Here is a 24,786-nt window from a genome sequence, read left to right as displayed (position 1 = left end):
GCTACTGCCTACCACCACCCCAGCAGCTTCCACCACGCCAGGCCAACGGTTGCGAAGACACCGATCGACAGGAACGAGATGATGAGTCCGTAGAGCCACCAATCGCGCTGGCTGATGTAGCGAGAGCCGAAGTAGATCGGTGCGGGCGTGGTGCCGTAGTGCGTGAGCGATGCACTGAGGTTGGAAAGGTAGGCGAGGAGCAGCACGGCGAGCAGCGCCGGCGCGCCGGCGGCCAGCACCACGACAAGGAATGGCGTGAACATCGCGGTCACGTGCGCGGTGATGCTCGCAAATCCGTAGTGCGCGTAGAAGTAGACAAAGAGCAGCACCGCCAGCGCGGCTCCCCACGCCCAGCCGGTGGTCATCGCGGCGGATGATTCGGCAAACTTCCGCGTGAGCCCGGTCTCGCCCAGCGCTTCGGCCATGCGCACCAGGCCGCCATACCATATAAAGACGTCCCACGCCGGGCGCTCGCCAATGACGTCGTCCCACGTGAGCAGGTTGGCGAGGACGAGCACCGAGATGCCAAGCAGGCCGACGACCGCATAGTTGATGTGGTGCAAGGTCGTCGTCATCCACAGTCCCGCCACGAGCCCAAAGACCAGGAGCATGGTGCGTTCGTCACGCGACATGGGCCCCATCTTCTCGAGCTCCTCGCGCGCAATCTGGGCGGCGTGCGGGGTGTGCTTGATGGTCGGTGGATAGAGCCGGTAAAGCACGAGCGGGATGAGGATCAGCAGGACGAGTCCCGGCACGATGGATCCAAGGATCCACCGACCATAGCTGAGTTCCACGTGCGCCGTATCAAAGGCGAACTTGGCGATGAGCGCATTGGAGGCCTGGCCGGTCAACCACATCGCGCTGGCCAGGACATCGCCCTGATAAATGGTGAAGAGCAGGAAGGCGCCGAGCTTGCTCGCCGTCTCGCCAGGTCGCGAGTCGTACGCCTCGGCCAGCGATCGCGCCACGGGGTAGATGACGCCGCCGGAGCGCGCGCTGCTGCTGGGAATGAAGGCCGCAAGCAGCGTGTCGGTGGAGACGAGCGCGTACGCCAGGCCGAGCGACGAGTGACCGATGGCGCGGATGAATAGGAAGGCGATGCGCCGACCCAGTCCGGTCTTGATGAGCCCCCGCGACATGAAAAAGGCGCAGAGCACAAGCCAGACGATGGGATCGGCGTAACCTGCGAGCGCCGCCTTCGGCGGCATCACCTGGAAGAGCGCGATGGCGCAGACGCCGAGGAAGACGACGGCACCGGCTGGCAATGGACGCGCGATGGAGCCGACGATCGTCGCCGCAAAGATGGCGAGCAACTGCCAGGATTGCGGTGTGATGCCGTCGGGCACCGGCACCGCCATCACCACCGCGGCGGTGCCGAGGACGGCGAGCCATCGCAAGCCGCGATGGCTCACGGAACGACCTTGTCGCGCGCGAAGTTCGGGCCGAGGAGAGCACGCGCCTTCGTCATCGTGGCGTCGAGTTCCTTGCGGAGCGTCGAGTAGCGCGTGTATGCGTCGCGGCCGACCTTCTGGTCAGCGCCATTGGTCATGCCATAGAGGTACTGGATGTGCGACTGCAGTTCGGGCTTGCTGTAGCGAATGGCGGGCATCACGACCGTGAAGCGGATGCCGGCGACGCTCTTGGCCGTGTCGGCCGCCACGCCGCTGGCATTGGCGAGGCGTTTGGTAGTCTCGTCGAGCGCGGCAACGAGCTTGTTCACTTCGCTGACGAGGTCGCGCACCTTGATATTGTGATCGTACTGCACCTGCAGGTCGGCCACGGTGATACCATCGGCGGCAGAGCGCGGGTCGATCTTCACCGTCAGCGGCTGAGTGACGACCATACCGGCGGTCAGCCGGACCGCGTACTTGCCCGGGACGACCGTCGGTCCGCCGCCACCGCGTGCAAAGCCGCTGGCGCCACCTGCCGTCCAGGGGCCGTTGGTGGTGAGATCCCAGATGAAGCGGTTCATGCCGGCGTTGTTTGTGAGGCGGGGCGCGCCGCCGCCGAAGCGACCACCCGCGGCGGGGGCCGGCGCGGCGTCAGAGGCGGTATACGTGCGGACGACGTTGCCCTTGGCGTCGAGGAAGTCGAGCGTGACGGGCCCTGTGTAGGAAGCAGGGAGGTAGTAATCGATCATGGCGCCCGCCGGCGGATACTGCGGGTCAGCGCTCGCATCGCGCGTGCTCTCGACGCCGCCGAAGCTGCCGGCGTAGCGTGCGCGGATGGCGTCACGCGGCGCGAAGAGCTTCACCGCGGCCGTGGTGTTGGCCGCGAGCTGGTGCAGGGCCGTGAGGTTGTCGAGGATCCAGAACGCGCGTCCCTGCGTGGAGATGACAAGGTCGTTCTGGTGGACCTTCATATCGGTGATAGGCGTGTGCGGAAGGTTCTGCTGAAACGACTTCCACGTAGCGCCGTTGTCGAACGAGACGTACATCCCGAATTCGGTTCCGGCGTAGAGCAAACCTTCACGCTTCGGATCCTCGCGGACGACGCGCGTGGGTTCATTGGCGGCGATGCCATTGGCACCATCGGTGAGCCGCTTCCACGACGCGCCGTAGTCGTCGGTGCGCCAGATGAAGGGGCGGAAATCGCCGAGTAGGTAGCAGTAGACCGCATAGTAGGCGGAACCACGGCGATGCGGCGACGGGTCGATGTTCTGGACGCGGCAGCCCTTTGGCTGGTCCTTGGGCGTGATATTTTTCCAGGTCTTGCCGTCGTCGCGTGTGATGTAGAACGGGCCGTCATTGGCGCCGGTCCAGATGACGCCACGCTCGAGCGCCGACTCGCGGATTGCGTAGAGGGTGGAGTACATCTCCTCGCCGGTGCCGTCTACGGTGATCGGCTCGCCGCTGTAGTGGCCGCGAAGTTCCGGCGGATTGGCGGTGAGGTCGGGTGAGATGGTCTCCCACGTCACGCCTTCGTCGCGAGTGCGGTGCAGGTACTGCGAGCCGTAGTAGAGGACCCGCGCATCGTGGGGCGAGAACTCCATCGGCGAAACGCGCTGGAAACGATAGATGAGATCCTTGGAGGCATTGCCATACAGCGACTGGGCGCCGACCCAGTACTGCTTTTCGGAGCCACTGCTGACACGCAGGCGCGAGAACTGTCCCTTGCAGGAGCCGTAGACCGTGTCGGCGTTGGTGGGGTGCGGGAAGAGCGGGCCCGTTTCGCAACCGGGGCCGGTGCGCCATTCCTGCATCGGCGAATCCGGACGCCCCGACGACAGCGGGAGCGACGGGACGATGAGCGTGCTGTTGTCCTGCTGCGCGCCGTACAGGCGATACGGGAAACGGTTGTCCGCGTAGACCTGGTAGATCTCGGCGGTGGGCTGGTTATAGATCGTCGACCAGGTACGGCCGCCGTTCAGCGAGACGGTGGCACCGCCGTCGTTGCTTTGCACCATGATCTGCGGGTTGCTGGGATTGACCCACAGGTCGTGATTGTCGCCGTGCGGCGTGTTGAGCGTGCGCCACGTCTTGCCGGCATCGGTGGTCTGGTAGAATCCCTCGGTGCCGACCCAGACCGTATTCGCGTCCTTGGAGTTCGCCGTGATGTTGGTGTAGTAGAAGGGGCGCGTGATCAGCTGGCCGTAGTCGCTGGCGAGCGTAAACGACTCGCCGGCGTCGGTGGAGCGATAAAGGCCGCCGCCGGGCTTGGCTTCCATCAGGAGCCAGACGACGTTGGGGTCGGCGGCGGTGACGGCGATGTTGGACTTCCCGACGAGGCCGTTGGGGAGGCCCGTGGTGACCTTCTTCCACGTGGTGCCGCCGTCGGTGGACTTGTAGAAGCCCCCCTCGCGCGCGCCAGAGATGATGGTCCACGGTTTCCGTTCGCCGCGCCACATCGAGGCGTAGAGCGTACTCGGGTTGCCGGGCTGGAACTCGACATCCACCGCGCCGGTGGAGTCGGAAACGTAGAGCACGCGCTGCCAGGTCTTCCCGCCGTCGGTGGTGCGATAGACACCGCGCTCGTTGGTCGGCTTGAACGGATTGCCGATGGCGGCGACGAAGGCGATGTCGGGGTTCGTCGGATGGACGCGAATGCCACCGATGTTGCCGACGGCTGTTAGACCGACGTGTTGCCACGTCTTTCCCGCATCGGTGGACTTGTAGACGCCGTTGCCGATGGAGACGTTCGACCGAAGGCCATCGGAGCCCGTGCCCACGTAGATGATGTCGGGGTTCGAGAGCGAGACCTCGACCGCGCCCATCGAACCGACCGCGAAGAAGCGGTCGGAGATGTTGGTCCAGTTCTGTCCCGCGTCGGTGGTGCGCCACACGCCACCGCCGGTGGATCCCATATAGAACGTATGGGGCTGGGACGGGACGCCGGTGACGGTGGTGACGCGCCCGCCGCGAGCGGGACCGACGTTCCGGTACCGCAGATGCTGGAAGAGGGAGGCGTCGCCCGGCGTAGCCATCGGCAGTGGCTTGGCAGGGATCTGGGCCGAGAGGGCGACGGGGAAGGCCAAGAGAGCGAGGTGGCGCAGCATAGGGGCTCCGGGGTGGGTCTGCGGAGATACGGCTGAACGGGCAAAGATGCTTGATTGGGGGTGCAGGGGACAGGGAACAAGGGGTGGTGCAGGGGCACGGGCACGGTGGGGTGCAAGGTGCGGGAGACAGGGTGTGGTGCGGGGTGCGGGGGGCAATTGGTTGAATTGAGGGGCCACGGGTGGCTACCTTTCCTCTCAGAGGGCGCCGTAGCCAAGTGGTAAGGCAGGAGACTGCAAATCTCTCATTCGTCGGTTCGATTCCGACCGGCGCCTCTTAACTGCAGAGAGACAACAGAGAAACAACAGAGAAACAACAGAGAAACAACAGAGAAACAACAGAGAAACAACAGAGAAACAACAGAGCGCCGGGACCAGGGATCGTCCGGGCGCTCTGCGTTTCTTCCGGCACGCGCGGGCTATCGGTATCCGGGGCCGAGTTCGGGCCAGACAGACTGCAACGAGCGGCGCGTGCCGCGCACGACGCTGATGGGGACTTCGCGTTCCTCCTCCACCCCCCACGGCTCGCGAACGGTGGCAACCAGGGCGACCGAATCGGCGGCCTCGCGCAGTCGCTGGGGATCGATGCCGACTGCCAAGATGACGTTGCCTGACTTGTCACCGGGACCGAACTGCCAGTAGGTGCCGCACGGACAGACGGCGCGGGGGAGTCCATAACGCGGACCGTAGAAATCGATGGCGCCGGCCCGGCCATAGTTGCTTGCGAGAATCACGACGTCTCGTTGCTCCTGAGGCGAGAGACTTTGATAGACGCGCGCGACCTCACGCACCTTGGCTTCCCATCCGCGCATGTCGGCGTAGTCCTGCGGCAACTGCAGGATGGTGCCGGAATTGGTGGTCGTGGCGGCGCGGGTGCCGAGATGCGCGGCGTATGCGGCCATCTGGGCCGGTGGGAGAATCGGCAAGCCAAGCGGCAGGGTCACGACGCCCCAGAGCACGCACCCAGTGACCAGCGTGCGTCGCAACGCGACGTGCCACGGTGCACGCTCGACGCGTTCTATGAATGCCGCTCCGGCCGCAAACAAGACCGGAAAAATGGGGCCGACGTAGTACGACTTGCCCTGCAACGCGAGCAACAACAACCAGGTTGTCGCGCAGGCCACACCGATCACGCGATACGGGCGGAACGCGTCGGACCGCAGCAGCGCCACCAGACCAATAGTCGCGACGATAAAGCCGAACGGGCTGAAGAGCAGCTGGACCCCGGCGTATTCGGCGATGCCGATACGGCCGAGTTGCGCTTCCTGCAGCCCCGCCATCTGGGCGCGCAATGGCCAGTCAAGCGCGATCTGCCCCGCGATACTTGGCGCGCCAATCACCAATGCGAGCAGCAGCGCCGCATACGGCCACGGAGTGAGCAGCGCGCGCCGTTGCGGCGTCAGCAGCATTCCGGAGAGCATGCCGGCGCCAATGAAGAGAATGCTCCATTTGTTCAGCAACCCGAAGCCGCCGGCGGCGCCGAGCAGCATCCACCAGCGCGGCGAAGGCGTGCGCGCAATGCGTGCCAACGCGACAAACGCCACGCTCCACCAGAGTTGATCGAACACGACGGGCTGGAAGAGGCTTGCCGCCCGCATGAAGAGCACGTTGCAGAGGGTCAGCACCGCCGCGAAGACCTGTGCCTGCCGCCCACCGTTGAGTTCACGCGCCAAGACGGCGGCTAACGCCACCAGCGCCGTCCCGGCGAGCGCTGGGGTAAGCCGCACCGCGAAGAGCGAGTCACCCAGCAGGGCCCGCACACACTCGGCGAGAATCGCGATGCCGGGCGGGAAGTCCATGCGCCACAGCTGGAGGTGGCGCCCCATCGCCAGGTACAGGAACTCATCACGGTGCAGTTCGTACGGCGTGATGGCCGTCGCCACCAGGTGCACGACGAGCGTCAGTGCCAGGATGACCGCGAGTGGACGAACCGCGAGATCCGGGCGCGCGAAGTCGGCAACTGCGTCCGGCGCGCCGTGTCTGACGGCCGACGGAGACGCGGACATTTCAGGCGGCACTGGAGGAGAACACGGGACGGGTGGGGAACCCTGCATATCGCAGGCCCGCCTGCAAGTGTTCGTGCTTGAGCACGACGCTGTGCGGCGTGACCCGCGCGCCAACGCCGATGTCGGCACCGTAGAGGAGCACCGCGTTATTGCCGACCGTCGCGCCCCGCCGAATCGCGATGCGGTCCATCTTGAGCACGCGATCCTCGAAGGTGTGTGCCTGGAACAGACAGTCCACCGTACACCCATCCTCGAACGTGAGCATGTCGGGGTCGGGCAGGTCCTCGGCGAAACCGGAGCCCAACACCACGCGACGGCCGACTTTCACGCCGGTTACCCGCAGCAGGGCATTGAGCAGGAGCGTGCCATCGAGCTGCGACACCAGCGGTCCGGCACAGATGTGCCAGGCGAGGCACATCAAATCCCAGCGAGACGCCCAACTCGACCACAGCGGATGCATCGCCGGCTGGACCTTTCCGAGCAACGACCACTTGGCGAGCACCACCATCGCCGTGAAGGCCGCCCCGCAAAACAGCGTGGCGGCGGGTAGCGCTGCCAGGAAGAAAAGCGGCCACGGCACTGCCGACCACGCGCTCACCAGCGCATACCACGCGAGCAGCGCGACGACGAGCAGCGTCGGCACGACGAAACGCGCCAGTTCCCAGAAGATGCGCACGGCGTAGCGCCACGGCGTGGGGTCGAACGTGAACTGGGCGTCGTACTCGACCACTTCGCGATGCGGCAGCGCAAAGGCGGGATGCCCGAACCACGCAGTTCCGGCGTGCATCGTGGACGGCTCGGCGACCGTGCAGATACCGAGCAGCACGTCATCTGGCATCGCAAGGCCACCGCGCACGATCACGCCGTTGCCGAAGAACGTGGAGTTGCCGAAGGTCGTGTGTGCCACCGTGACCGTGCCGCGATGCACGCGCGGGAACCCGATATAGATGCCGTCGGCGAAGAAGTTCTTCTGACCGATCGTGATGGATTCGGGAACGGTATCGATGAGCGAACTGATCTCGCAGTCGCGGCCGACTCGCGCACCGGCCAGTCGCAGCCAGAATGGCCAGAAGAGCGTGCCGTAGAGCCACTTGCTCGCGTTGTCCACGAGCAACGGCTTGAGCCAGAGGCGCACGTACGTAGGGCTGTAGCGGGAGACGGGGACATCCGGCGCGCGCCCCAGCGCCCGGCAGGCCAGCGCGCTGAGCACGAGGCGCATCGGAATGGCGACGGCGATGAGAAGAGCGACGACCACAACGACTTGAAAGCTGAACACGCCGCTCAGCAGCCACTCCAGCACCTGCTCGTCGCCCATGAACCACCGGCGCATGGCCATCCACGAGAACAGGCCAAGCGGGAGCGCGAAGATCAGGGCGAGCGCAATGCGAGTATGATAGAGATGGAGGGCGTACGTCAGCGACGAGAGATCGCGCGCACGATCCACTGGAGGCGCATCCGGCGCGCGTCCAGCGCGCTGTGCGGGGATGCCATCCCACCGTTCACCCGCCGGGACTGTGGTGCAATCGTCCAGCGAAGCGTTGTCGGCGAGCATGGAACCTGCTTCCATCACGCAGCCGGCGCCGACGCCCGAATGCACGCCCAGCGTTACGTCATTGCCCAGGCGCACAGTCGAATAGACAAGGTGGCCGGCGTCGAGTTCGGCAATGCGGACGGCCGCATCCTGCGAGAGGGTGACATCGTCGCCGATCTCCAGCAGGTCCCACCCACCGCGCAGGAGCACGACGCCGCGGTGGATATGCACGCGCCGGCCGATGCGCGCGCCGAGCGCCCGCAGGGCCATCACCTGGAACTCGGTGCCTTCGAGAATCCACCACGGAATCGACTTCACGGCCTGCTGCACCAGCCAGTGCGGCAAGAATGCCGCGCTCCACACGCGCACGCGCCCAGGGGTGTAAGTGCCGATAAGCCGGCGCTTGGTGGAGACGGCAAGCGCCACGGCGATGGGTGCCCATGCCAAGACGGCGATCAGCGCCGCCGGTGGGGCGAGAATCACCGTGGGTACCACGCCGATGGCGCGCACGACTGCTGGCAGCAGTTTGAAGGCGACCAGCCAGAGGGCCGCGGATCCGACCAGCAGCGAACGGATCAGGGCCAGCGTCTGTCGTACCGTGAGGCCGAGGACCGGTGCGTCGAGCGCCAAGGTCGTCTCGCTGACGGGCGCATCCGTCTGCCGGGGTGCCCGTGCGCGTACCCGATCGGCGAGCGCCGTCACCGTGCGCCCCTCGTACACATCGCGCACATCGAGCACGTTGGTGCGCGGGTCATTGCGCAGGCGCGTGACCAATTCCGCGGCGCTGAGCGAGTCGCCGCCGAGTGCTGTGAAATAGTCGGCGGACACATCGGGATACTGCGCCATGCGCAGCACGTGCCGAACGGCCTCGGCGATGGCGAACTCGAGCGGATCGTCCGGTGCGACGCCTTCGCCACCGGCGGGCGTGCCATCGAGGCGCGGCAGGGCGCGCCGGTCAAGTTTGCCGCCAATCGATGTGGGGAGCGCGGCCACCGGCGCGATGTGCGACGGCACCATATATGGGGGCAACACCGTCCGCAGCGCGTCCTGCAACTCGGCGGCACTGGGCACCGGCACCATCATCTCGGGAACGATGAAGGCGACCAGCGTCTGGCGGCCATCACTCTCCTGTACGGTGCAGGCGGCCTCCCGCACGCCGTCGCAGGCGACAAGCGCGGCCTCGATGGCGCCCAACTCCACGCGATATCCCCGCAACTTCACCTGCGCGTCGAGCCGTCCATGATAGATGAGCGTGCCATCCGCTTCCCGCTGGGCACTGTCACCGGTGCGATAGATGCGGCCGAGCGTCGGGTGATGCGAAAAGCGCTGTGCGGTGAGGTCCGGCTGATTCCAGTAGCCGCGTGCGAGGCAAGCGCCGCCAAAGACCAGCTCTCCCGGCACGCCATCGGGGACGGGCTCGAGCGACTCGTCAACGATCCACGCCTGCACGTTGTGGATCGGGATGCCGATGGTGACCGGCGCGCCGACGGTGATATGCGCACGCGAGCAGGTCACCGAGCACTCGGTGGGGCCATAGCCGTTCACCAGCGAACGGCCGTGGGCCCATCGATCGGCCACGTCCTGCGGCAGTGCCTCACCGCCAACGTACAGCAGGCGGAGCGCTGGGAGCTCCTGCGCGGGGTTCTCGCATCCGGTCGCGCGCAACAACGTCGGCGGCGGGCAGAAGACGGTCACGCGTTCGTCGCGCAGCCAGCCGATAAGGTCGGGGCCGAGGCGCGCGGTGTCCTCGTCGGCGACCACGATGGTGGCGCCGGCGGCAAAGGCCAGCCACAGTTCCTCCACCGAGGAATCGTAGGCGGCCGACGAGCCCTGTACCGCGCGATCGTCCGGAGTGAGCGCGAACGCGTCGATGTCGGACTGCACCAGGTTGCAGATCGAGCGGTGCTCGATCATCACGCCCTTGGGGCGTCCCGTCGTGCCTGACGTGTAGATGACGTAGGCGAGCGAGGCGGGCGTAAGCCAGGCCGGCGCCGGCGGCGCCGTGGGCTGCGGATGCTGATGCGACAGGTCGACGACGTCGAGGATGCGCTCGACTGGAAAGCCGGCAGCGATTGCGCGGGCGCGTCCAAGCGCGTCGGTCAGCAGGGCGGCAGGCTGGGCGTCGGCGAACGTGTCGCGCAGCCGTTCATCCGGGAAGGCGAGGTCGAAGCAGGCATAGGCGGCGCCGGCCTTCATCACGCCGATCTGGGCGGCGTACAGCTGGGCACTGGTGCGCGGCAGGAGAATGGCGACGATGCATTCCTGCCTGACGAATGGCGCCAGCGCATGGGCCACGGCATTGGATTGCCGGTCGAGTTCCGCGTAGGTGGTGCGATGCCGATGCGGACGCAGACGGCCAGGCGGAACGTCGACGGCGACGTGCTGCGGCCAACGCGCGGCCGAGCGCGTGAAGAAATCGTGCAGCAGGGCAGGAGGCGGCGGACTCATTTACTCGTATCGTGCATGCACAAAACATATTGCGCCCCGCTCGCAATGGGACGGGGTGTGCACATGAACGCGTACGCGTGTTACCGGGTGCGGAGGTGACGCCGGCGCCGAGATCGCGCATCGTCGCGTGGCGTGGATGCCTCACGGGGATCGAGCAGGCGCCATGCGAGCCGCGCGAGCGCGTCGCGTGCCGTTGGCTCCCAGTCACGCTTCCGGTGCGGCTGATGGCGCGTCGCCATGCACCACGCGGTCTCGACGAGATCGCGCACGACCCATTGATCGAGTGCATCGGGGGCGTAGATCGGAGCCGTCACGGGTACCAGGCGCTCCGCGTCGATGAGCGTGCGCCATGAGTCGGGGGGCAGCTCAGCCCATCGCTCGACCAGTGCATACACGGCCCGCCAAACGGCAGCGGTGCGATCGTCATTGGCGCGTTGCATGGCTGCAGAGTGCAACGATGGGCGTGAATTGCGCATGAAGAGCGCCGCCCCGTACATAAACGAATGGTGAAGAACGCCGACGCGTGGCGGCGCCCCTTTCGCCAGCCCGCGAGATCCACCAGCATCAATGCACCTGTCCTGGACATTCCGACGATGAATGGTGTGCCGTTCTCCGTGCTGGTGATCGATGACGAGCCGCAGATCCGCCGCGTGGTGCGCAACGCACTGAAGGCAGAGGCGCTCGCCGTGGGTGACGCTGGCCCGCCACCCGCCGTGCGCGCGCTGGAGGCGGCGACGGGACGCGACGGGATCGACATTGCGGCGGCGGAACTGCCGGCCCTGATCATTCTGGACTTGGGTTTGCCCGATCTGACGGGCATTGCGGTCTGCCGCGAAATCCGCCGTTGGAGTCGCGCGCCGATTATCGTGCTCTCGGCGCGCCACGAGGACACGGAGAAGGCGGCGCTGCTCGACGCCGGCGCCGATGACTACATGACGAAGCCGTTCAGCACCGTGGAACTCCTCGCGCGTGCGCGCGCCCAATTACGCCGCGCAAGCCAGGTTGGCGGCCCGACGACGGCGGGTGATCGGGTGACGATCGGCGACCTGACCGTTGACCTGGCCCTGCGCCGCGTGGCGCGCGGCGAGGTGGTGATCCACCTGACGCCCACCGAATGGGCACTGCTGCGCACGTTCATCGAGAATCCGCGCAAGACGCTGACACACCGGCAGCTCTTCACGGCGGTGTGGGGCAACTCAGAGGGCGACGCCCCGCAATACTTGCGGGTGTACGTGGGCCACCTGCGCCGCAAGATCGAGCGGGACCCGATGCGTCCACGGTACCTCCAGACAGAACCGGGCGTGGGATATCGTTACGAACCGGATGCCGATGGCGCGCCCTGATCGAGAGTCGGCTGCCGTCCGCCGCCCCGCGCCACTGCGTGCCTGGCTGACGTGGTTCGTGGCGCTGGCGGCGCTCACGGCGGCAATGATTGCCGGTCGCGAATACCTCGACAAGGCGCACGTCGCGCTCCTCCTCCTGCTCGTCGTGCTCGGGGCAAGCAGCGCCGGCGGCCGCACACTTGGCATCTCGGTGTCGGTCGCGGCCTTTCTCCTGCTGAACTTCTTCTTCCTGCCGCCGCTCGGGACGTTCACGATCGCCCACCCGATGGACCTGGTGGTGCTGGCGACGTTCCTGGTGACGAGCCTGGTGGCCGCCCAACTGCTTTACCGCGCGAACCGTGAAGCGATGGATGCCCAGGCACGCGCCACCGAAATCGACCGGCTGGCTGCGCTGGGGGCTGAATCGCTCAACGCCGCCGACGCCCGCGACGCGCTGGGTGCCATCGTCGGGGTGATCCAGTCGATTCTCGGCGTGGAATACTGCGCGGTCATCGAGCATCCGGTGCCTGCAGAACTCGCGGAGACCCAGGACAGCGAACGGGAACTGCTGCTGCCGCTGCGCGTGCGCGACACGCCCGTGGGCGCCCTGCGCATCGAGGATGCTCGCGGCATAGGCCTCACGCCGGAACGGCGGCGACTGCTCGATGCGCTGGCGTACTACGCGGCGCTCGGTGTCGAACGGGTGCGGCTGACGGAAGTCGCGGAGCGCGCCGAGACGCATCAGCGGATGGAGTCGCTCCGCAATGCCCTGCTCACCTCGGTGTCGCACGACCTGCGCACTCCGCTCACGAGCATCAAGGGGATTGCGCACGAGATCGCGGATGGCGGCGACCCGCGCGCGGCCGCCGATATCGAAGTGGCCGCCGACCGGCTCAACGCGCTGATCGGGGACATGCTGGAATTCTCCCGCATCCAGGCGGGGGCGGTGCGACCGGCCTCCGCCATTGAGACGATCGATGACCTGGTCGGCGCCGCACTACAGCAATCCCGCGCGGTGCTCAAGGATCGGTTGGTCGCCATCGACGGGCCGGAAGAGATCCTCAGCGGGCGCTTTGTCTTTACCGACGCACTGCGCGTGCTGGTGAACCTGCTGGAGAATGCGGCCAAGTACTCGCCGTCGACGGCACCCATCGACCTGTGCATCCGCCGCGAAGGCGACCGGGTCACGCTGGCGGTGATGGACCGCGGTCCAGGCGTGCCACCGGCCGAGCAAGAGCGGATCTTCGAGCCGTTCTACCGGTCGCGTGCGACAGCGGCCGGCGTCGGCGGGACTGGGTTGGGGCTCTCGATCGCGCGCGGGTTGGCCGAGTCGATGGGTGGCGCGCTGAGATTCGAAGGGCGTGAGGGCGGTGGGGCGGTGTTCGCCTTCGAACTGCCAGCGACCGACGCGCCAGCGGCTCCTGGGGAGCCGTAGCGCCGGGGTCTTCACGGTTTCTTTACGGCTCCATTCCCGCCGTTCATGCGCGCTTCACGACAGACGGTGCATCGTGCGGTGTGACCTCACCCATCGTGCAATTCAAGCGCGTCCTGTTCGGCCGGCCACTCTCATCGGACCGGCTGGAACACGAGCGGCTCAACAAGAAGACGGCGCTCGCCGTGCTGTCGTCCGACGCGATCTCGTCCGTGGCCTATGCCACCGAACAGACGCTGCTCGTGCTGGCGATCCTCGGCGCCGTGGCGCTGCAGTACATCATTCCCATCTCGGCAATCATCGTCGGCCTGCTGGTGCTGGTGGCCGTGTCGTACCGCCAGACGATCTTTGCGTACCCGGCCGGAGGTGGCAGCTACACGGTCGCCAAGGAGAACCTCGGCACCGGACCGGGGCTCGTGGCCGCCGCGGCGCTGCTGACGGACTATGTGCTGACCGTGTCCGTCTCGATTTCGGGCGGCGTGGCGGCCATCACGTCGGCCTATCCGCAACTCGCGCCGCATACCGTGGCGCTGGGTGTCAGCGCCATCGTCATGCTGATGCTCGTGAACCTGCGCGGCGTGCGCGAGTCTGGGATTGCGTTCAGCGTGCCCACGTACCTCTTCATCGCGTTGATGCTGGCGCTCATCGCCACCGGCGTAATTCGCGGAGTGATGGGCCACGACCTGGCACCGCTGACCACCACCCCGCATGTGGATGCGGTGAGCGCGGCGCAACATCCGCTGGGATTTCCGGCAGGCTTTGCGCTGACGTACCTGCTGCTGCGCGCCTTCGCCGAGGGGTGCGTAGCGATGACCGGCACCGAGGCGATTTCCAACGGGGTTGGCGCATTCCGCAAGCCGAGCGCCCGTAATGCGGCGACGACGCTGGGGTGGATGGCTGCGATCCTCGCGACCTTCTTCATCGGGACGAGCTACCTCGCGCGGCACTACGGCGTGATGCCGAGCGAGACCGAGACCGTGCTGTCGCAGATCGGCCGGCAGGTGTTTGGGGGAGGCGCGCTCTATTATGCGCTGCAATACGCAACCTTTGCGGTCCTTGTGCTCGCGGCCAACACCGCCTTCGCCGACTTTCCGCGCCTCGCCAGTATCCTCGCCACCGACGGCTACATGCCGCGCCAGTTCGCGGCGCGCGGTGACCGGCTGGCCTTCTCCAACGGCATCATCGTGCTGGCGCTGATGGCGATCCTGCTTGTCTGGATGTTCGCCGGCGAGACAAGCGCGCTGATTCCGTTGTACGCGATCGGCGTCTTTGTCTGCTTCACGCTGTCGCAGACGGGAATGGTGATGCACTGGTTCAGGTGCCGTGAACCCGGATGGCGCTGGAAAGCGTCGCTCAACGGCCTCGGCGCGGTGGCGACCGCGCTCGTCACGGTGGTGCAGGTGGCGACGAAGTTCACGCACGGCGCCTGGATCGTGGTGCTCATCATCCCGCTGATCATCCTGCTGCTGCGGGGGATCCACCGTCACTATGAACGCTTCTCGGCGGAGCTGGCGTACACCGGGCAGGCACCGCTGATGTTCCTGCACCACACGGTGATCGTTCCGGTCAACGGCATTTCGAAGCCGACGGCGGGATCACTCGTCTACGCCACGACCATCTCGGAGGACGTGCGCGCGGTCTATGTGGAGGTAGACGACGCGAACACGGCCAAACTCGTGGCGGCGTGGGAGGCGTGGGACATCGGCGTGCCGCTCATCGTCATCCGGTCGCCGTTCCGATCGGTGCTGCGCCCAATCGTCGATTACGTGCAGGGACTGTCCATGCGTGGCGAGACCGACCTGGTCACGATTGTCGTGCCGGAAATCGTCCCGCGGCACTGGTGGGAGCACCTGCTGCACAACAAGACGTCGCTGTTCATCCGCACGGCATTCATGTTCAAGCCGCACGTGGTGGTGACGGCAGTGCCGTACCTGGTGGGTCACGCCGCGCGGCTGCAGGACCTGGCGAACTTTGATGAAATGGTGGCGTGAACGACGCGCGAGCGCTCAACTCGAGTAGTACGCCGCGTTCTCGTCGATATAGCCCTTGGTGAGATCGCACCCGTAGGCCCGCGCTGTTGCTACACCAGCGCCGAGTGAAACCTCGAGGTCCACCACTTCCACCTTGAGCGCGGCGCGCACCGTGGCGTCGTCGAAGTCGAGCCGCACGCCGTTGCCAACCACCTGATACCCATTGACCCAGGCATTGGTGGCCGTGGTGTTCACGGTCGCGTCAAAGCACTTGCCGATGGCCATCAGGATGCGGCCGACATTGGGGTCGGCGCCGTGCACCATCGTCTTGATCAGCGGCGAATTGAGGAGCGCCTTGGCGACGAAACGAGCCTCGGCGTCATTCACCGCCTCGCGTACGGTGACGCGCAGCAGGTGCTCGGCTCCCTCGCCGTCGCGCGCGAGCATTTCGGTCATCCGGATGCAGCCCGCGACGAGCGTGTTGCGGAATTGCCGCTCGTCCACGGTACCCGCGAGTCCGTTGGCGAGGATGGCGCACGTGTCGGACGTGCTGGTGTCCGTGTCCACCGAAAGCATGTTGAACGAGACGTGCACGGCCTCGCGCAGCAGGCGGTCGAGCGTCGGCGCATCGAACGCCGCGTCGGTGAAGATGTAGGAGAGCATCGTCGCCATGTTGGGCTCGATCATTCCCGAGCCCTTGGCCACCCACGTGAGGGTCGTGCCGCCGACCGACGCCGACAGCGCCTTGGGGTGCGTGTCGGTGGTCATGATCCCCTCGGCGCCGACGAGCGGGTCGTCCTGGAGATCGCCCTTCATGCCGCGCACGCCGGCTTCAATCTTCTCGACCGGCAGTTGGACGCCAATCACCCCCGTGGAACTGACGAGGATCTTGCCGGCTTCGGTGCCAAGCTCGGCCGCCGCGGCCGCCGCCATGCGGCGTGCGTTCTCGACGCCGCGCGCACCCGTGGCGACGTTGCTCACCTTGCTGTTGGCAATGATGGCGCGGAGCGATCCGCCCTTGACGGTCTCGCGCCCAAGGATGATGGGCGCCCCGGGGAACTGATTGCGCGTGAAGACGGCGGCCGCCGCCGCATCGACGTCGCTCGCGAAGAGCGTCAGGTCTCGCGCCTCAGGCTTGAGGCCGACATTGCGGCTGGCGCAGCGGAAGCCCTTGGGAAAACGGGCGCGGTCGTGAAAGGTCATAGGGAGGCGTCGCTAGAGCTGGGCGCGATTCTGCCAGAGCACCAGCACCCCGATGATGACGAGGAGCAGGGCAAAGGCGCGCTTCAATTGGCGGGTGGGAATGTGGTGGACCAGCGCGGTTCCCGCGAGAATGCCGACGATGGACACGCCAGTGAATTTCGCGACGAACAGCCACGGGACAATCTCGTAGCCGTGGTGCCCGAGGTACCCCGAGGCGGAGTTCATGGCGATCACGAGGAGCGACGTCCCGACGGCCGCCTTCATCGGGACCCGTCCGAGCACGACCAGGGCGGGAACGATGAGAAAGCCGCCGCCAATGCCGACGAGGCCGGTGAGGAGACCGACGCCGAGTCCAACCGCGAGCATCGGGGCCAGATGCGGGAGCGCCGTGGTATCGTCGGCGCGATCGCCGCGGCCGGCGCTTCGCAGCATCGAGACCGCCGCGGCAATCATGGCGGTGCCGAGGATCAGCAGCTGTGCCCGGCCCGAGAACCAGACGCTGGCGCGCGCGCCGGTGTACGAGCCGACCATCGCCACCGAACCGAAAGTCGCGGCGGTCTGCAGGCGCACGTTGCCGGCGCGCCAGTGCGACACGACGCCGACGAGCGCGGCCATGCCGACCACGGGGAGGCTCATCGCGATGGCGAGCTTGGCATCGAATCCCAGCACGTACACGAAGACGGGGACGGTCAGAATCGACCCGCCCCCGCCCAGGGTGCCGAGTGCGAGCCCGATCAGGGCGGCAAAGAGATAACCAAGCACGCCGTAAGATACGGCGAGCCGCGACGCCATGCGCCGCCGCTAGGTTGCGGCGGTCGTGGCCTGCTTTGCCTTCTTGAGGGCGTCGCGGAGCGAGATGTCCTTCGCGCCCGCGGTCAGCTTGCGGCCGTACCCAGCCCAGGACGCAACGCCGCCACCGAGCACATGGACGTCCTGCTTGCCCTGCCGGCGCAGCGCGGTCGCCGCCGTGGAGGCGCGGGCGCCCGAATGGCAGATCACGATGATGGGTGACGGCGCGGCGGCCAACTGCGTGAGCGACGCGGACAGCTGGTCGAGCGGAATGAGCGTGGAGCCGTCGATGTGACCCTGCACGTACTCGTTGCGGGTTCGCACGTCGAGCAGAATGGTGCCCGGATGCTCGACGCGAACGGCGTCAAACTGCTCGGGCCCGAAGGCTGAGCCGCCGAGGAGAGAGGCGAGGGAAGTGAAGAAGCTCATGGGCGTGATGAAATGGGTATATATAACTATATCGTAATATAGTGGATTATATACAGGAATCAAGGGGCCGTCCCGCGCCGCAGTTACCCGCCGATCGGCGGGTAGAACCGTGACGGCTGGCGGCGTTCGACGACGGTGTCGGCAAAAGCGGCCAGTCGCAGCAGCAACTGCTCGCCCCATCCGCGGCCGATCGCCTGCATCCCGATGGGGAGGCCGGCCCGGCCGTAACCGGCGGGGAAGGAGATGGCGGGATGTCCGGTCAAGTTGGTGAGGAAGGCGAAACGCATGGTCTCCATCGACCGGCCAAGATCTGACACGGCACCACCCGACGGATGCAGACGTGGCGCCGTGTTGCCCGAGGCCGGGGTGATGATGGCGTCGCAGTGCGCCAACGCCCGCTCGACGTGCGCGATGGCGCGCGTCCGCACCCGCTGGGCGTGGACATATTCGGCGGCCGTCGATGCCCGGGCGATGGCAAGATTGAGCTGCGTCTCGCTGCCGAACTCGCCCAGCCGATCGCGCACCTGCGGCCAGAGCGCCGTGGTCATCTCGGAAGTGATGATCACGAGATGGGCGAGACGAGCGAGTTCGAGCTCCGGAATCTCGACCTCAACCAGGCGCGCGCCAGATGCCGTCATCTCGTCGAGCAGCCGTTCACATGCGGCGACCACCTCTGGCTGCGCGTCCTGGAACCAGGGGCGGAACACGCCCAGCGTGATGCCGGCGAGCGACCGCGGCGCGCGATCATCAATGACCGCCGACGGATGCCCCAATGAATGCGGATCGTGCGCATCCGCCCCGGCCATGACCTGATACGCAAGGGCCGCATCCCGCGCGCAGCTGGCAAGCGGCCCAAGGTACGCAAGCGACCAGCACAGCGGGGCTGCGCCATACTCCGAAATGCGTCCGTAGGTCGGCTTGAGGCCGACCGTGCCGCAGAATGACGCCGGGAGGCGAATGGATCCACCGCCGTCCGCGCCGATGGCGACGGGGACGAGTCCCGCGCCGACCACACAGCCGGGCCCGGCCGAACTGCCCCCGGTGTGGTGGAGGTCGTTGTAAGGATTGCGCGCCGAGCCGTAATGCGCGTTGTGACCGCTGACGCCGATGCCGATCTCGTGCATGTTGGCCTTGCCGACCATCACGGCGCCAGCGGCGCGCAGGCGGGCCACGGCCGTCGAGTCGTGCGTGGCGGGCGGCGCATTCCGAAAGATCTTCGTCCCGACGGTGGTGGTGTATCCGGCCTGGTCGACTTCGTCCTTCGCCGCCACCGGCACGCCATCGAAGACACTGATCGGCTGGCCAGCCTTCCAGCGTTCCGTCGATGCGGTCGCCTGCGCGAGGATGTCCTCGCGGCGCATCGAAATGAAGCCGCGCAGCGGGCGCTCGCCCTGCTCGCTCGATTCCCACCGTGCCAGGAACTGCTGTGCGACCTGCAAGGCTGTGAGCGCACCGCTGCGATAGGTGGCGTGGAAATCCTCAACGGTGGGGAACCGGAAGCCGGCCCGGGCGTCATCGGCGCGTGCGTCGAGCGCGGGGATGGGCGGCGCGACGTCGGGCAGCATCGGCTCATTCGTGGGCGGATCGTCGACGACCGTGCGAAGCAGGGCATCGAGCCCGGCATCGCGACGCAGTTTGCCGATGAGCAGCGAGCCGAATCCCGGAATTCCGGTGATCGCATTGATGGTCCGAATACCCGTGGGGCCAAGAACCGGCAGGTGCACGCCCTTCAGGTCATACGTCACGGCGCGTTCCCCTTGAACTTCACGATGCGGCCGCGGGGGCCAACCGCCCATCCGGTGTCGCGCGCGGCGAAGTCGATGGTGTAGAGCGTCAGGGTGTCCCCGTGCGTCCAGGTGGCGCCGAAATCGTTCGTGAACGCCGTGCCGTACGCGCCGACCGCGGCAAACGTCGGCTTGGCCGCGCCACGCACCGCCACCACGCCACCGGTAATGCCCTGTGATGGCCACCTCGAGGCGCGTTTCCAGCTGACGCCCCCATCGGTGGTGACCATCGTGACATCGCCGCTGCTGCGCGACACGGTGTAATCACCGGCCACCGCGATGCCGCGACGGGTGTCAGCGAAGGCGATGCCGAAGAAGCCGGAGCTGGGTCCGGCCGGAATGCCGGCGCCGGAGACCTGCCAGGTGCGCCCGCGATCCGCGGTGCGCAGCACGCGCGCCTCGCGACCGCCGCCCGTGGCAATCCAGCCGTGGTTGCGACCCTGCACCGCCACCGACGTACCACTGGCCGCGAATGCCGCCTCGCCGGGGAGTCCCGGTGGGATGTTTCGCGGATCGACCCGCTCCCACGTGGTGCCGTTCTCGGTGCGCAGGATGACAAACTGGCCATTCACTGGATCACTGAAAGCGAACCCGTGCGATGAATCCCAGAAGGCGATGCCGTCGAGAAAGAGGCCCTTGGTGGTGTCGCTCCACTGCAGCGTCCAGTTCCGGCCGCCGTCGGAGGTGCGGTAGATGCGGGCCTGCCCCTGCTCGGCCGGGCCGGCGCTCATCGCGTAGGCGACACGCGAGCTGACGCCCTGCACGTCGCGGAAGTCGAGCGAGTCGGCGCCCGGAATGGACACATCCTCCCACGACTCGCCGCCATCGACGGTGCGCAGCACCGTTCCGCGACTTCCCCCCGCCCACGCCACCAGTCCGTTGACCGCGCTGATGCCGCGGAACGATGCCGTGGTGCCACTCGGTTGCAGGATCCAGCGCGGGTCGCGCGGCACGGCGGTGAGACGTTCGGCAATCGTCTCGGCGAGCGCGGCGGCGTTGGCGTTGTTGCGGTTGGTGAGCACGATGATGGTGGCCTTCAGCGTCGGATAGCGAATGACGGCATTCCGAAAGCCGATCGTGCTGCCGGTGTGCCGCGTGCGCGGCAGCGCATGCGTCATCTCGAGGTACCAGCCGAAGCCGTAATCGACGCCAATGCTGTCGGAGCGCGTCCCGCGGCGGAAGATCAGGGCGCGCAGCGAATCGCCGAGCAGTTCACGCGTCTCCAGTGCGTTGCTCCAGCGGTAGAGCTCGGAAACCGACGAGTAGATGCCGCCGTCGCCGAGGACCGCGCTCGTGCTGCTTTGATCGGTGCGCAGCCAGGCGCCGTTACGCCGCGAGTGCCCGAAGGCGCGCCGCTGCACCGGCGTGCGTCCTTCCTCACGGGCGAGCGTCCACGGCATGCCGACGCGGTCGAAGATGCGCGCCTTGAGGAAGTCGGCGAACCGCTGTCCCGACCGTCGTTCGACGATCATCGCGAGCACCGCGTAGCCGGAGTTGCTGTAGCGAAACCGCGTTCCGGGCGGGAAGTACGTCGAATCGAGGGCGGTCATCTGACGCAGGACGTCCGCATCGAGCACCTGCGTGGCCTGCGAGTCCGGGACGAAGTCCTCGTAGCTCTGGAGGCCGCTGGTGTGCGTCAGCAGGTGACGCACGGTGATGCGGCTGCCGTACGCAGGGAAGCCGGGGAAGATGTCGGTCAGCGTCTCATCCAGGCGCAGCTTCCCCTCCTGCACGAGCAGCAGGGTCGCCATGGCGGTGAACTGCTTGGTCACCGAGGCGAGCCGGAAGTTCGTGTGCGGCGTGATGGGCGTGCGCGCTTCAAGGTCGGCCAGACCGTAGCCCTTGCTGATGAGCACCTTCCCGTCCATCGCCACCAGGACGGCCGCTCCGGGCGTCGCCGGTGTGTTGAAATCGGCGAACAGCGAGTCAACGAATGCCTCGGTCAGCGGGCTCCCTGCTGCTGCCCGCGCCGTCACGCGCCGGGACGCGAGGTCGTATTCATCGCCGGGGAGCAGCGTGAGGTAGGGATAGCCCGGATCATTGGCATCGCGTCCGTTATGCACGAATGCCTTGCCTCGACCGATGATCTCTCCGCGGTCACCCTGCACGACGAGGGCGGTTCCCTCGTCGAGGCCGATGCCGAGCAGTTCCGGGTGGGCGGTGACGACCTGCTGCAGGTCGTTCTGCCGGTTGCGGGCCACGACATGCTGGTCAATGGCGGTATTGCGCAGGCATCCGAAGCCCTGCTCGTACCCCTTGGCCATCATGATGTTGTTGCCCGAACGGGCACCGCGCACGAGGTAGCTCGACAAGATCGAAGCGCCGGCCGACGTGCCACCAATGACACCGCCGCGACCGAGCACGGCGCGCAGCTCGCGCTCCGTACGTGTGCCGAGGTAGGCGTCGACGAGGCGCCATTGGCGCCCTCCCGGGAACCAGACGCCACGCGCCGCACGAATCGGGGCGACGAATGAGTCGCTTTCCGCGAGGCGACGGTCCATTGTATGCAGGACGGTCAGGTTGGTGGCGCCGGCAGCCCGCAGGCCGGCCAGGCCGCGCCAGTCGGCCGGATAGACCGAATCTTCGCCAGCGGTGGGAATGACGACAATCGGAGCGTCCGGTCCGCCGGCAAGCGCCACGAAACGCTGGAGGATTTCGGGACCCATGTTTCCGCCACCCACCACGACAAGCGAGCCCGTGGCGGGGCCGACCTGCGAGCGCGTGGGCACGGTGCGGCCGATCGGGCCGCGAGTGCACGAGAGCGCCAGCACGACGCTGCAGAGGGCCAGCACGGAGCGATGATGGATCATGGCTGGTCGGGCACCGCTGGGGGAAGACGGGCGTTCAGTCAGGGGTGGACCCGGTAAACATCCCGCGCGAACGCGTGGGCGGCCAGTAGATGGGGGGGGAAGACTCATGGAAGCAGGCATGGCGCTCGTCGCCGCCCTGGGAGTTGCCGGAGGGCTGATGCTGGTCGCGTGGCAGCTCTACCGGGTCACGGACAAGGCGAGCTGGGTGGACGCATTCTGGGCCGGCAACCTGGCGGTAATCACTTTCGGCTACGCCGTCTTCCTGTCGGGCGACGCAACGCGTCGCGCCGTGGTCGCCGTCGTCGGCGGCCTGTGGGGGGCTCGGCTCGCGGCGCACATTGCCGTACGCGTGATGCGCGGTCCGGAAGATCCGCGCTACGTGGCGTTGCGTGCGGAGTGGGGAGGCAAGCTCGCGCGGCGCTTCCTGCGATTCTTCATGCTTCAAGCAGTCGTGGATGTCGTGCTGAGCGTTCCGTTCCTGCTGATGGCGCTGGACGCCGCGCCCTTCGGCCGGCCGCTGGAACTCGCGGGGCTGATGCTCTGGGCGATCGCGTTGGGCGGGGAGAGCGTCGCCGATGCGCAGCTGGCCCGCTTCAAACGCGATCCCGCGCACCGCGGACGCGTCTGCCGCATCGGGTTGTGGAGCGTGTCGCGGCATCCCAATTACTTCTTCGAGTGGCTGATCTGGATCGCGTTCGCGTTGATGGCGAGCGGGGCGCCGTGGGGGTGGGTGGGCTGGAGCGCTCCAATACTGATGCTCTATTTCCTGCTGCGCGTGACGGGGATTCCACTCACGGAGAAGCAAGCGGTTGCGACCAAAGGGGAGGCCTACCGCGCCTATCAGCGCGACGTGTCGGCGTTCTTCCCGTGGGGGCCGAGGCGAGGGTAGCGGTGCGTTCGATGCGCGGCGCAAGCGACGCGGAAGGCATGCGACGCCAGTCGCGTTAGATTTCGCGCATGCGACCGACCTCCCTCGTGCTGCTTCTCATCGCCCTGCCGCTCGCCGCGCAGGCACCGCAAACGTCAGTCCGCAAGCGTACGTCGCCGCCACCGGCGGCGGTCGCGGTGCCGTGCGGGACCGCCGATACCAGTTGCGCCGCGCCGGAGATGCGCCGCGAGTTCCGCGGGGTGTGGGTGGCCGCCGTGTCGAACATCGACTGGCCGTCGAAGCCCGGACTGTCGACAGCGGAGCAGCAGGCCGAGTTGCTGGCCATCCTGGACCGGACGCAGGCACAGCACCTCAACGCGGTCATCCTGCAGGTGCGACCCGCCGCCGATGCGCTGTACAAGAGCCGCATCGAACCATGGTCGGAGTATCTCACGGGCCGGCAGGGGCGCGCGCCATCGCCGGCGTGGGATCCGCTCGCGTTCGCGGTGACCGAGGCGCACCGGCGCGGCCTCGAGCTGCACACCTGGTTCAATCCGTACCGGGCACGGCATCCCAGCGCCAAGGGGCCGCTGTCACGGCGCCATCTGGCCAACACGGCGCCGGCGTTGGTCAAGAAGTACGGCACGCACCTGTGGATGGACCCGGGCGAGAGCGCCGTGCGGAAGCGCACGCTGCGCGTGGTGCTCGACGTGGTGCGGCGCTACGACATCGATGGCGTGCACCTGGACGACTACTTCTATCCGTACAAGGAACGCACCGCCAACGGCACCACCGAGTTCCCGGACGCGCGCAGCTGGAAGAAGTACCTCGCCGCCGGGGGCACGCTGTCGCGCGACGACTGGCGACGGGAGAACGTGAACACGCTGGTGCGTCAGCTGAACGAACAGATCCACGCCGCCAAGCCGTGGGTGAAGTTCGGCATCTCGCCATTCGGCATCTGGCGGCCGGGCTTCCCGGAGCAGGTGAAGGGATTTGATGCGTACGAACAGCTGTACGCGGATTCGAAGCTGTGGTGGGAGAAGAATTGGGTGGACTACTTCACGCCGCAGCTCTACTGGCCGATCGCGAAACCGGAACAGAGCTTTCCGGCGCTCATGCGCTGGTGGGGCGAGCAGAACGCCAGCGAGCGCCATCTCTGGCTTGGCCTGTACACGAGCCGGGTGAAAGCCGCAACACCGGAGGGGAACGGACTCTCGCCGTCGAACGCGTGGACCGCGGATGAGATCCTGGCGCAGGTGGACACCGTGCGCGCCTATCCGCGCGCTTCGGGCACCGTGCACTTCTCGATGAAGGCCTTCATGAACGATCAGGCGGGAGTCGGCTCGCGGCTGCTCGCACAGCCCTATGCTGAGGTGGCGCTCGTGCCGCCGTCGCCGTGGCTGTCGAAGCGCGCGCTGCCGGCGCCGACCGTTCGCGTCAGGAAGAACACGGCGACCGGCGGATTGTCGGTGGCCCTTGCGCTTCCCAAGCCGCATGTCGCGCGCTGGTACCTGGTGCAATCGCGCATCAGCGGCATCTGGACGAGCCGCATGTATACGCCGAGCCTGACGGCCGAGCAGATCATCCCCAACCGTGAAGGCGTTCTTCCGGACCGGCTTGTAGTGACGGCGCTGGATCGGGCCGGCGTGGCATCTCCGGTGGTGCGGCTCGTCGTCCTGCCGTAGGCGCCGCCACGCACCAG

General features: G+C 67.0%; 15 protein-coding genes and 1 tRNA gene. 6 read left to right on the top strand and 10 right to left on the bottom strand.

The window, feature by feature from the left end; all coding sequences use genetic code 11:
- Positions 1 to 8: 8 nt before the first annotated feature.
- Positions 9 to 1,412 (bottom strand): DASS family sodium-coupled anion symporter, encoded by a 1,404-nt coding sequence (locus tag VGJ96_10240; GenBank protein HEY3287481.1) that lies wholly within the window; start codon positions 1,410 to 1,412, stop codon positions 9 to 11.
- Entirely contained in the window at positions 1,409 to 4,495 is a 3,087-nt protein-coding gene (locus VGJ96_10235) for a hypothetical protein (protein HEY3287480.1), read from the bottom strand. The genes VGJ96_10240 and VGJ96_10235 overlap by 4 nt, the downstream gene beginning before the upstream one ends.
- 201 nt (positions 4,496 to 4,696) lie before the next feature.
- On the opposite strand from VGJ96_10235, the gene VGJ96_10230 reads away from it, so the two are divergent.
- Positions 4,697 to 4,768, top strand: a tRNA-Cys gene (locus VGJ96_10230).
- 143 nt (positions 4,769 to 4,911) lie between these two features.
- Here the strand turns inward: VGJ96_10230 and VGJ96_10225 are convergent.
- From VGJ96_10225 to VGJ96_10215, 3 genes are all read right to left on the bottom strand, one after another.
- Positions 4,912 to 6,498, bottom strand: coding sequence for a glycosyltransferase family 39 protein (locus VGJ96_10225; protein HEY3287479.1), 1,587 nt, complete (start codon positions 6,496 to 6,498; stop codon positions 4,912 to 4,914).
- Position 6,499: 1 nt separating this feature from the next.
- Positions 6,500 to 10,477: an amino acid adenylation domain-containing protein gene (locus VGJ96_10220; protein HEY3287478.1), complete on the bottom strand. Its 3,978-nt coding sequence runs from the start codon at positions 10,475 to 10,477 to the stop codon at positions 6,500 to 6,502.
- An 80-nt stretch (positions 10,478 to 10,557) separates the two neighbouring features.
- Entirely contained in the window at positions 10,558 to 10,917 is a 360-nt protein-coding gene (locus VGJ96_10215; GenBank protein HEY3287477.1) for a hypothetical protein, read from the bottom strand.
- Positions 10,918 to 10,980: 63 nt separating this feature from the next.
- On the opposite strand from VGJ96_10215, the gene VGJ96_10210 reads away from it, so the two are divergent.
- The 3 genes from VGJ96_10210 to VGJ96_10200 all read left to right on the top strand — a co-directional run bounded on the left by VGJ96_10210 (position 10,981) and on the right by VGJ96_10200 (position 15,222).
- On the top strand, positions 10,981 to 11,820 hold the full coding sequence (locus VGJ96_10210; GenBank protein ID HEY3287476.1) for a response regulator: 840 nt from the start codon (positions 10,981 to 10,983) through the stop codon (positions 11,818 to 11,820).
- Positions 11,807 to 13,234, top strand: coding sequence for an ATP-binding protein (locus VGJ96_10205; GenBank protein ID HEY3287475.1), 1,428 nt, complete (start codon positions 11,807 to 11,809; stop codon positions 13,232 to 13,234). Before VGJ96_10210 ends, VGJ96_10205 begins: the two co-directional genes overlap by 14 nt.
- Positions 13,235 to 13,314: 80 nt before the next feature.
- Positions 13,315 to 15,222, top strand: coding sequence for an APC family permease (locus VGJ96_10200; protein ID HEY3287474.1), 1,908 nt, complete (start codon positions 13,315 to 13,317; stop codon positions 15,220 to 15,222).
- 15 nt (positions 15,223 to 15,237) lie between these two features.
- Here the strand turns inward: VGJ96_10200 and argJ are convergent, their stop codons facing one another.
- From argJ to VGJ96_10175, 5 genes are all read right to left on the bottom strand, one after another.
- On the bottom strand, positions 15,238 to 16,404 hold the full coding sequence (gene argJ, locus VGJ96_10195; GenBank protein HEY3287473.1) for a bifunctional glutamate N-acetyltransferase/amino-acid acetyltransferase ArgJ: 1,167 nt from the start codon (positions 16,402 to 16,404) through the stop codon (positions 15,238 to 15,240).
- A 12-nt stretch (positions 16,405 to 16,416) separates the two neighbouring features.
- Positions 16,417 to 17,196, bottom strand: a complete 780-nt coding sequence (locus VGJ96_10190; GenBank protein ID HEY3287472.1) for a sulfite exporter TauE/SafE family protein — start codon at positions 17,194 to 17,196, stop codon at positions 16,417 to 16,419.
- A gap of 9 nt (positions 17,197 to 17,205) precedes the next feature.
- A complete protein-coding gene (locus tag VGJ96_10185) occupies positions 17,206 to 17,622 on the bottom strand; it encodes a rhodanese-like domain-containing protein (GenBank protein HEY3287471.1) in 417 nt (138 codons plus the stop codon).
- Positions 17,623 to 17,705: 83 nt separating this feature from the next.
- The gene (locus VGJ96_10180) at positions 17,706 to 19,367 is read right to left on the bottom strand and encodes an amidase (protein ID HEY3287470.1); all 1,662 of its coding nucleotides are present in this window, start codon (positions 19,365 to 19,367) and stop codon (positions 17,706 to 17,708) included.
- Positions 19,364 to 22,216 carry a serine hydrolase gene (locus VGJ96_10175; protein ID HEY3287469.1) on the bottom strand — a complete coding sequence of 951 codons (2,853 nt, stop codon included), beginning with the start codon at positions 22,214 to 22,216 and terminating at the stop codon, positions 19,364 to 19,366. Before VGJ96_10175 ends, VGJ96_10180 begins: the two co-directional genes overlap by 4 nt.
- 106 nt (positions 22,217 to 22,322) lie before the next feature.
- Between VGJ96_10175 and VGJ96_10170 the strand changes: the two genes are divergently transcribed.
- On the top strand, positions 22,323 to 23,105 hold the full coding sequence (locus tag VGJ96_10170; protein ID HEY3287468.1) for a DUF1295 domain-containing protein: 783 nt from the start codon (positions 22,323 to 22,325) through the stop codon (positions 23,103 to 23,105).
- 68 nt (positions 23,106 to 23,173) lie between these two features.
- Positions 23,174 to 24,769 (top strand): family 10 glycosylhydrolase, encoded by a 1,596-nt coding sequence (locus VGJ96_10165; protein HEY3287467.1) that lies wholly within the window; start codon positions 23,174 to 23,176, stop codon positions 24,767 to 24,769.
- The last annotated feature ends 17 nt before the right edge of the window (positions 24,770 to 24,786 follow it).

Source organism: Gemmatimonadaceae bacterium (assembly GCA_036504815.1).
GTDB lineage: Bacteria > Gemmatimonadota > Gemmatimonadetes > Gemmatimonadales > Gemmatimonadaceae > PNKL01.
This window is presented reverse-complemented; position numbering and strand designations above follow the sequence as displayed.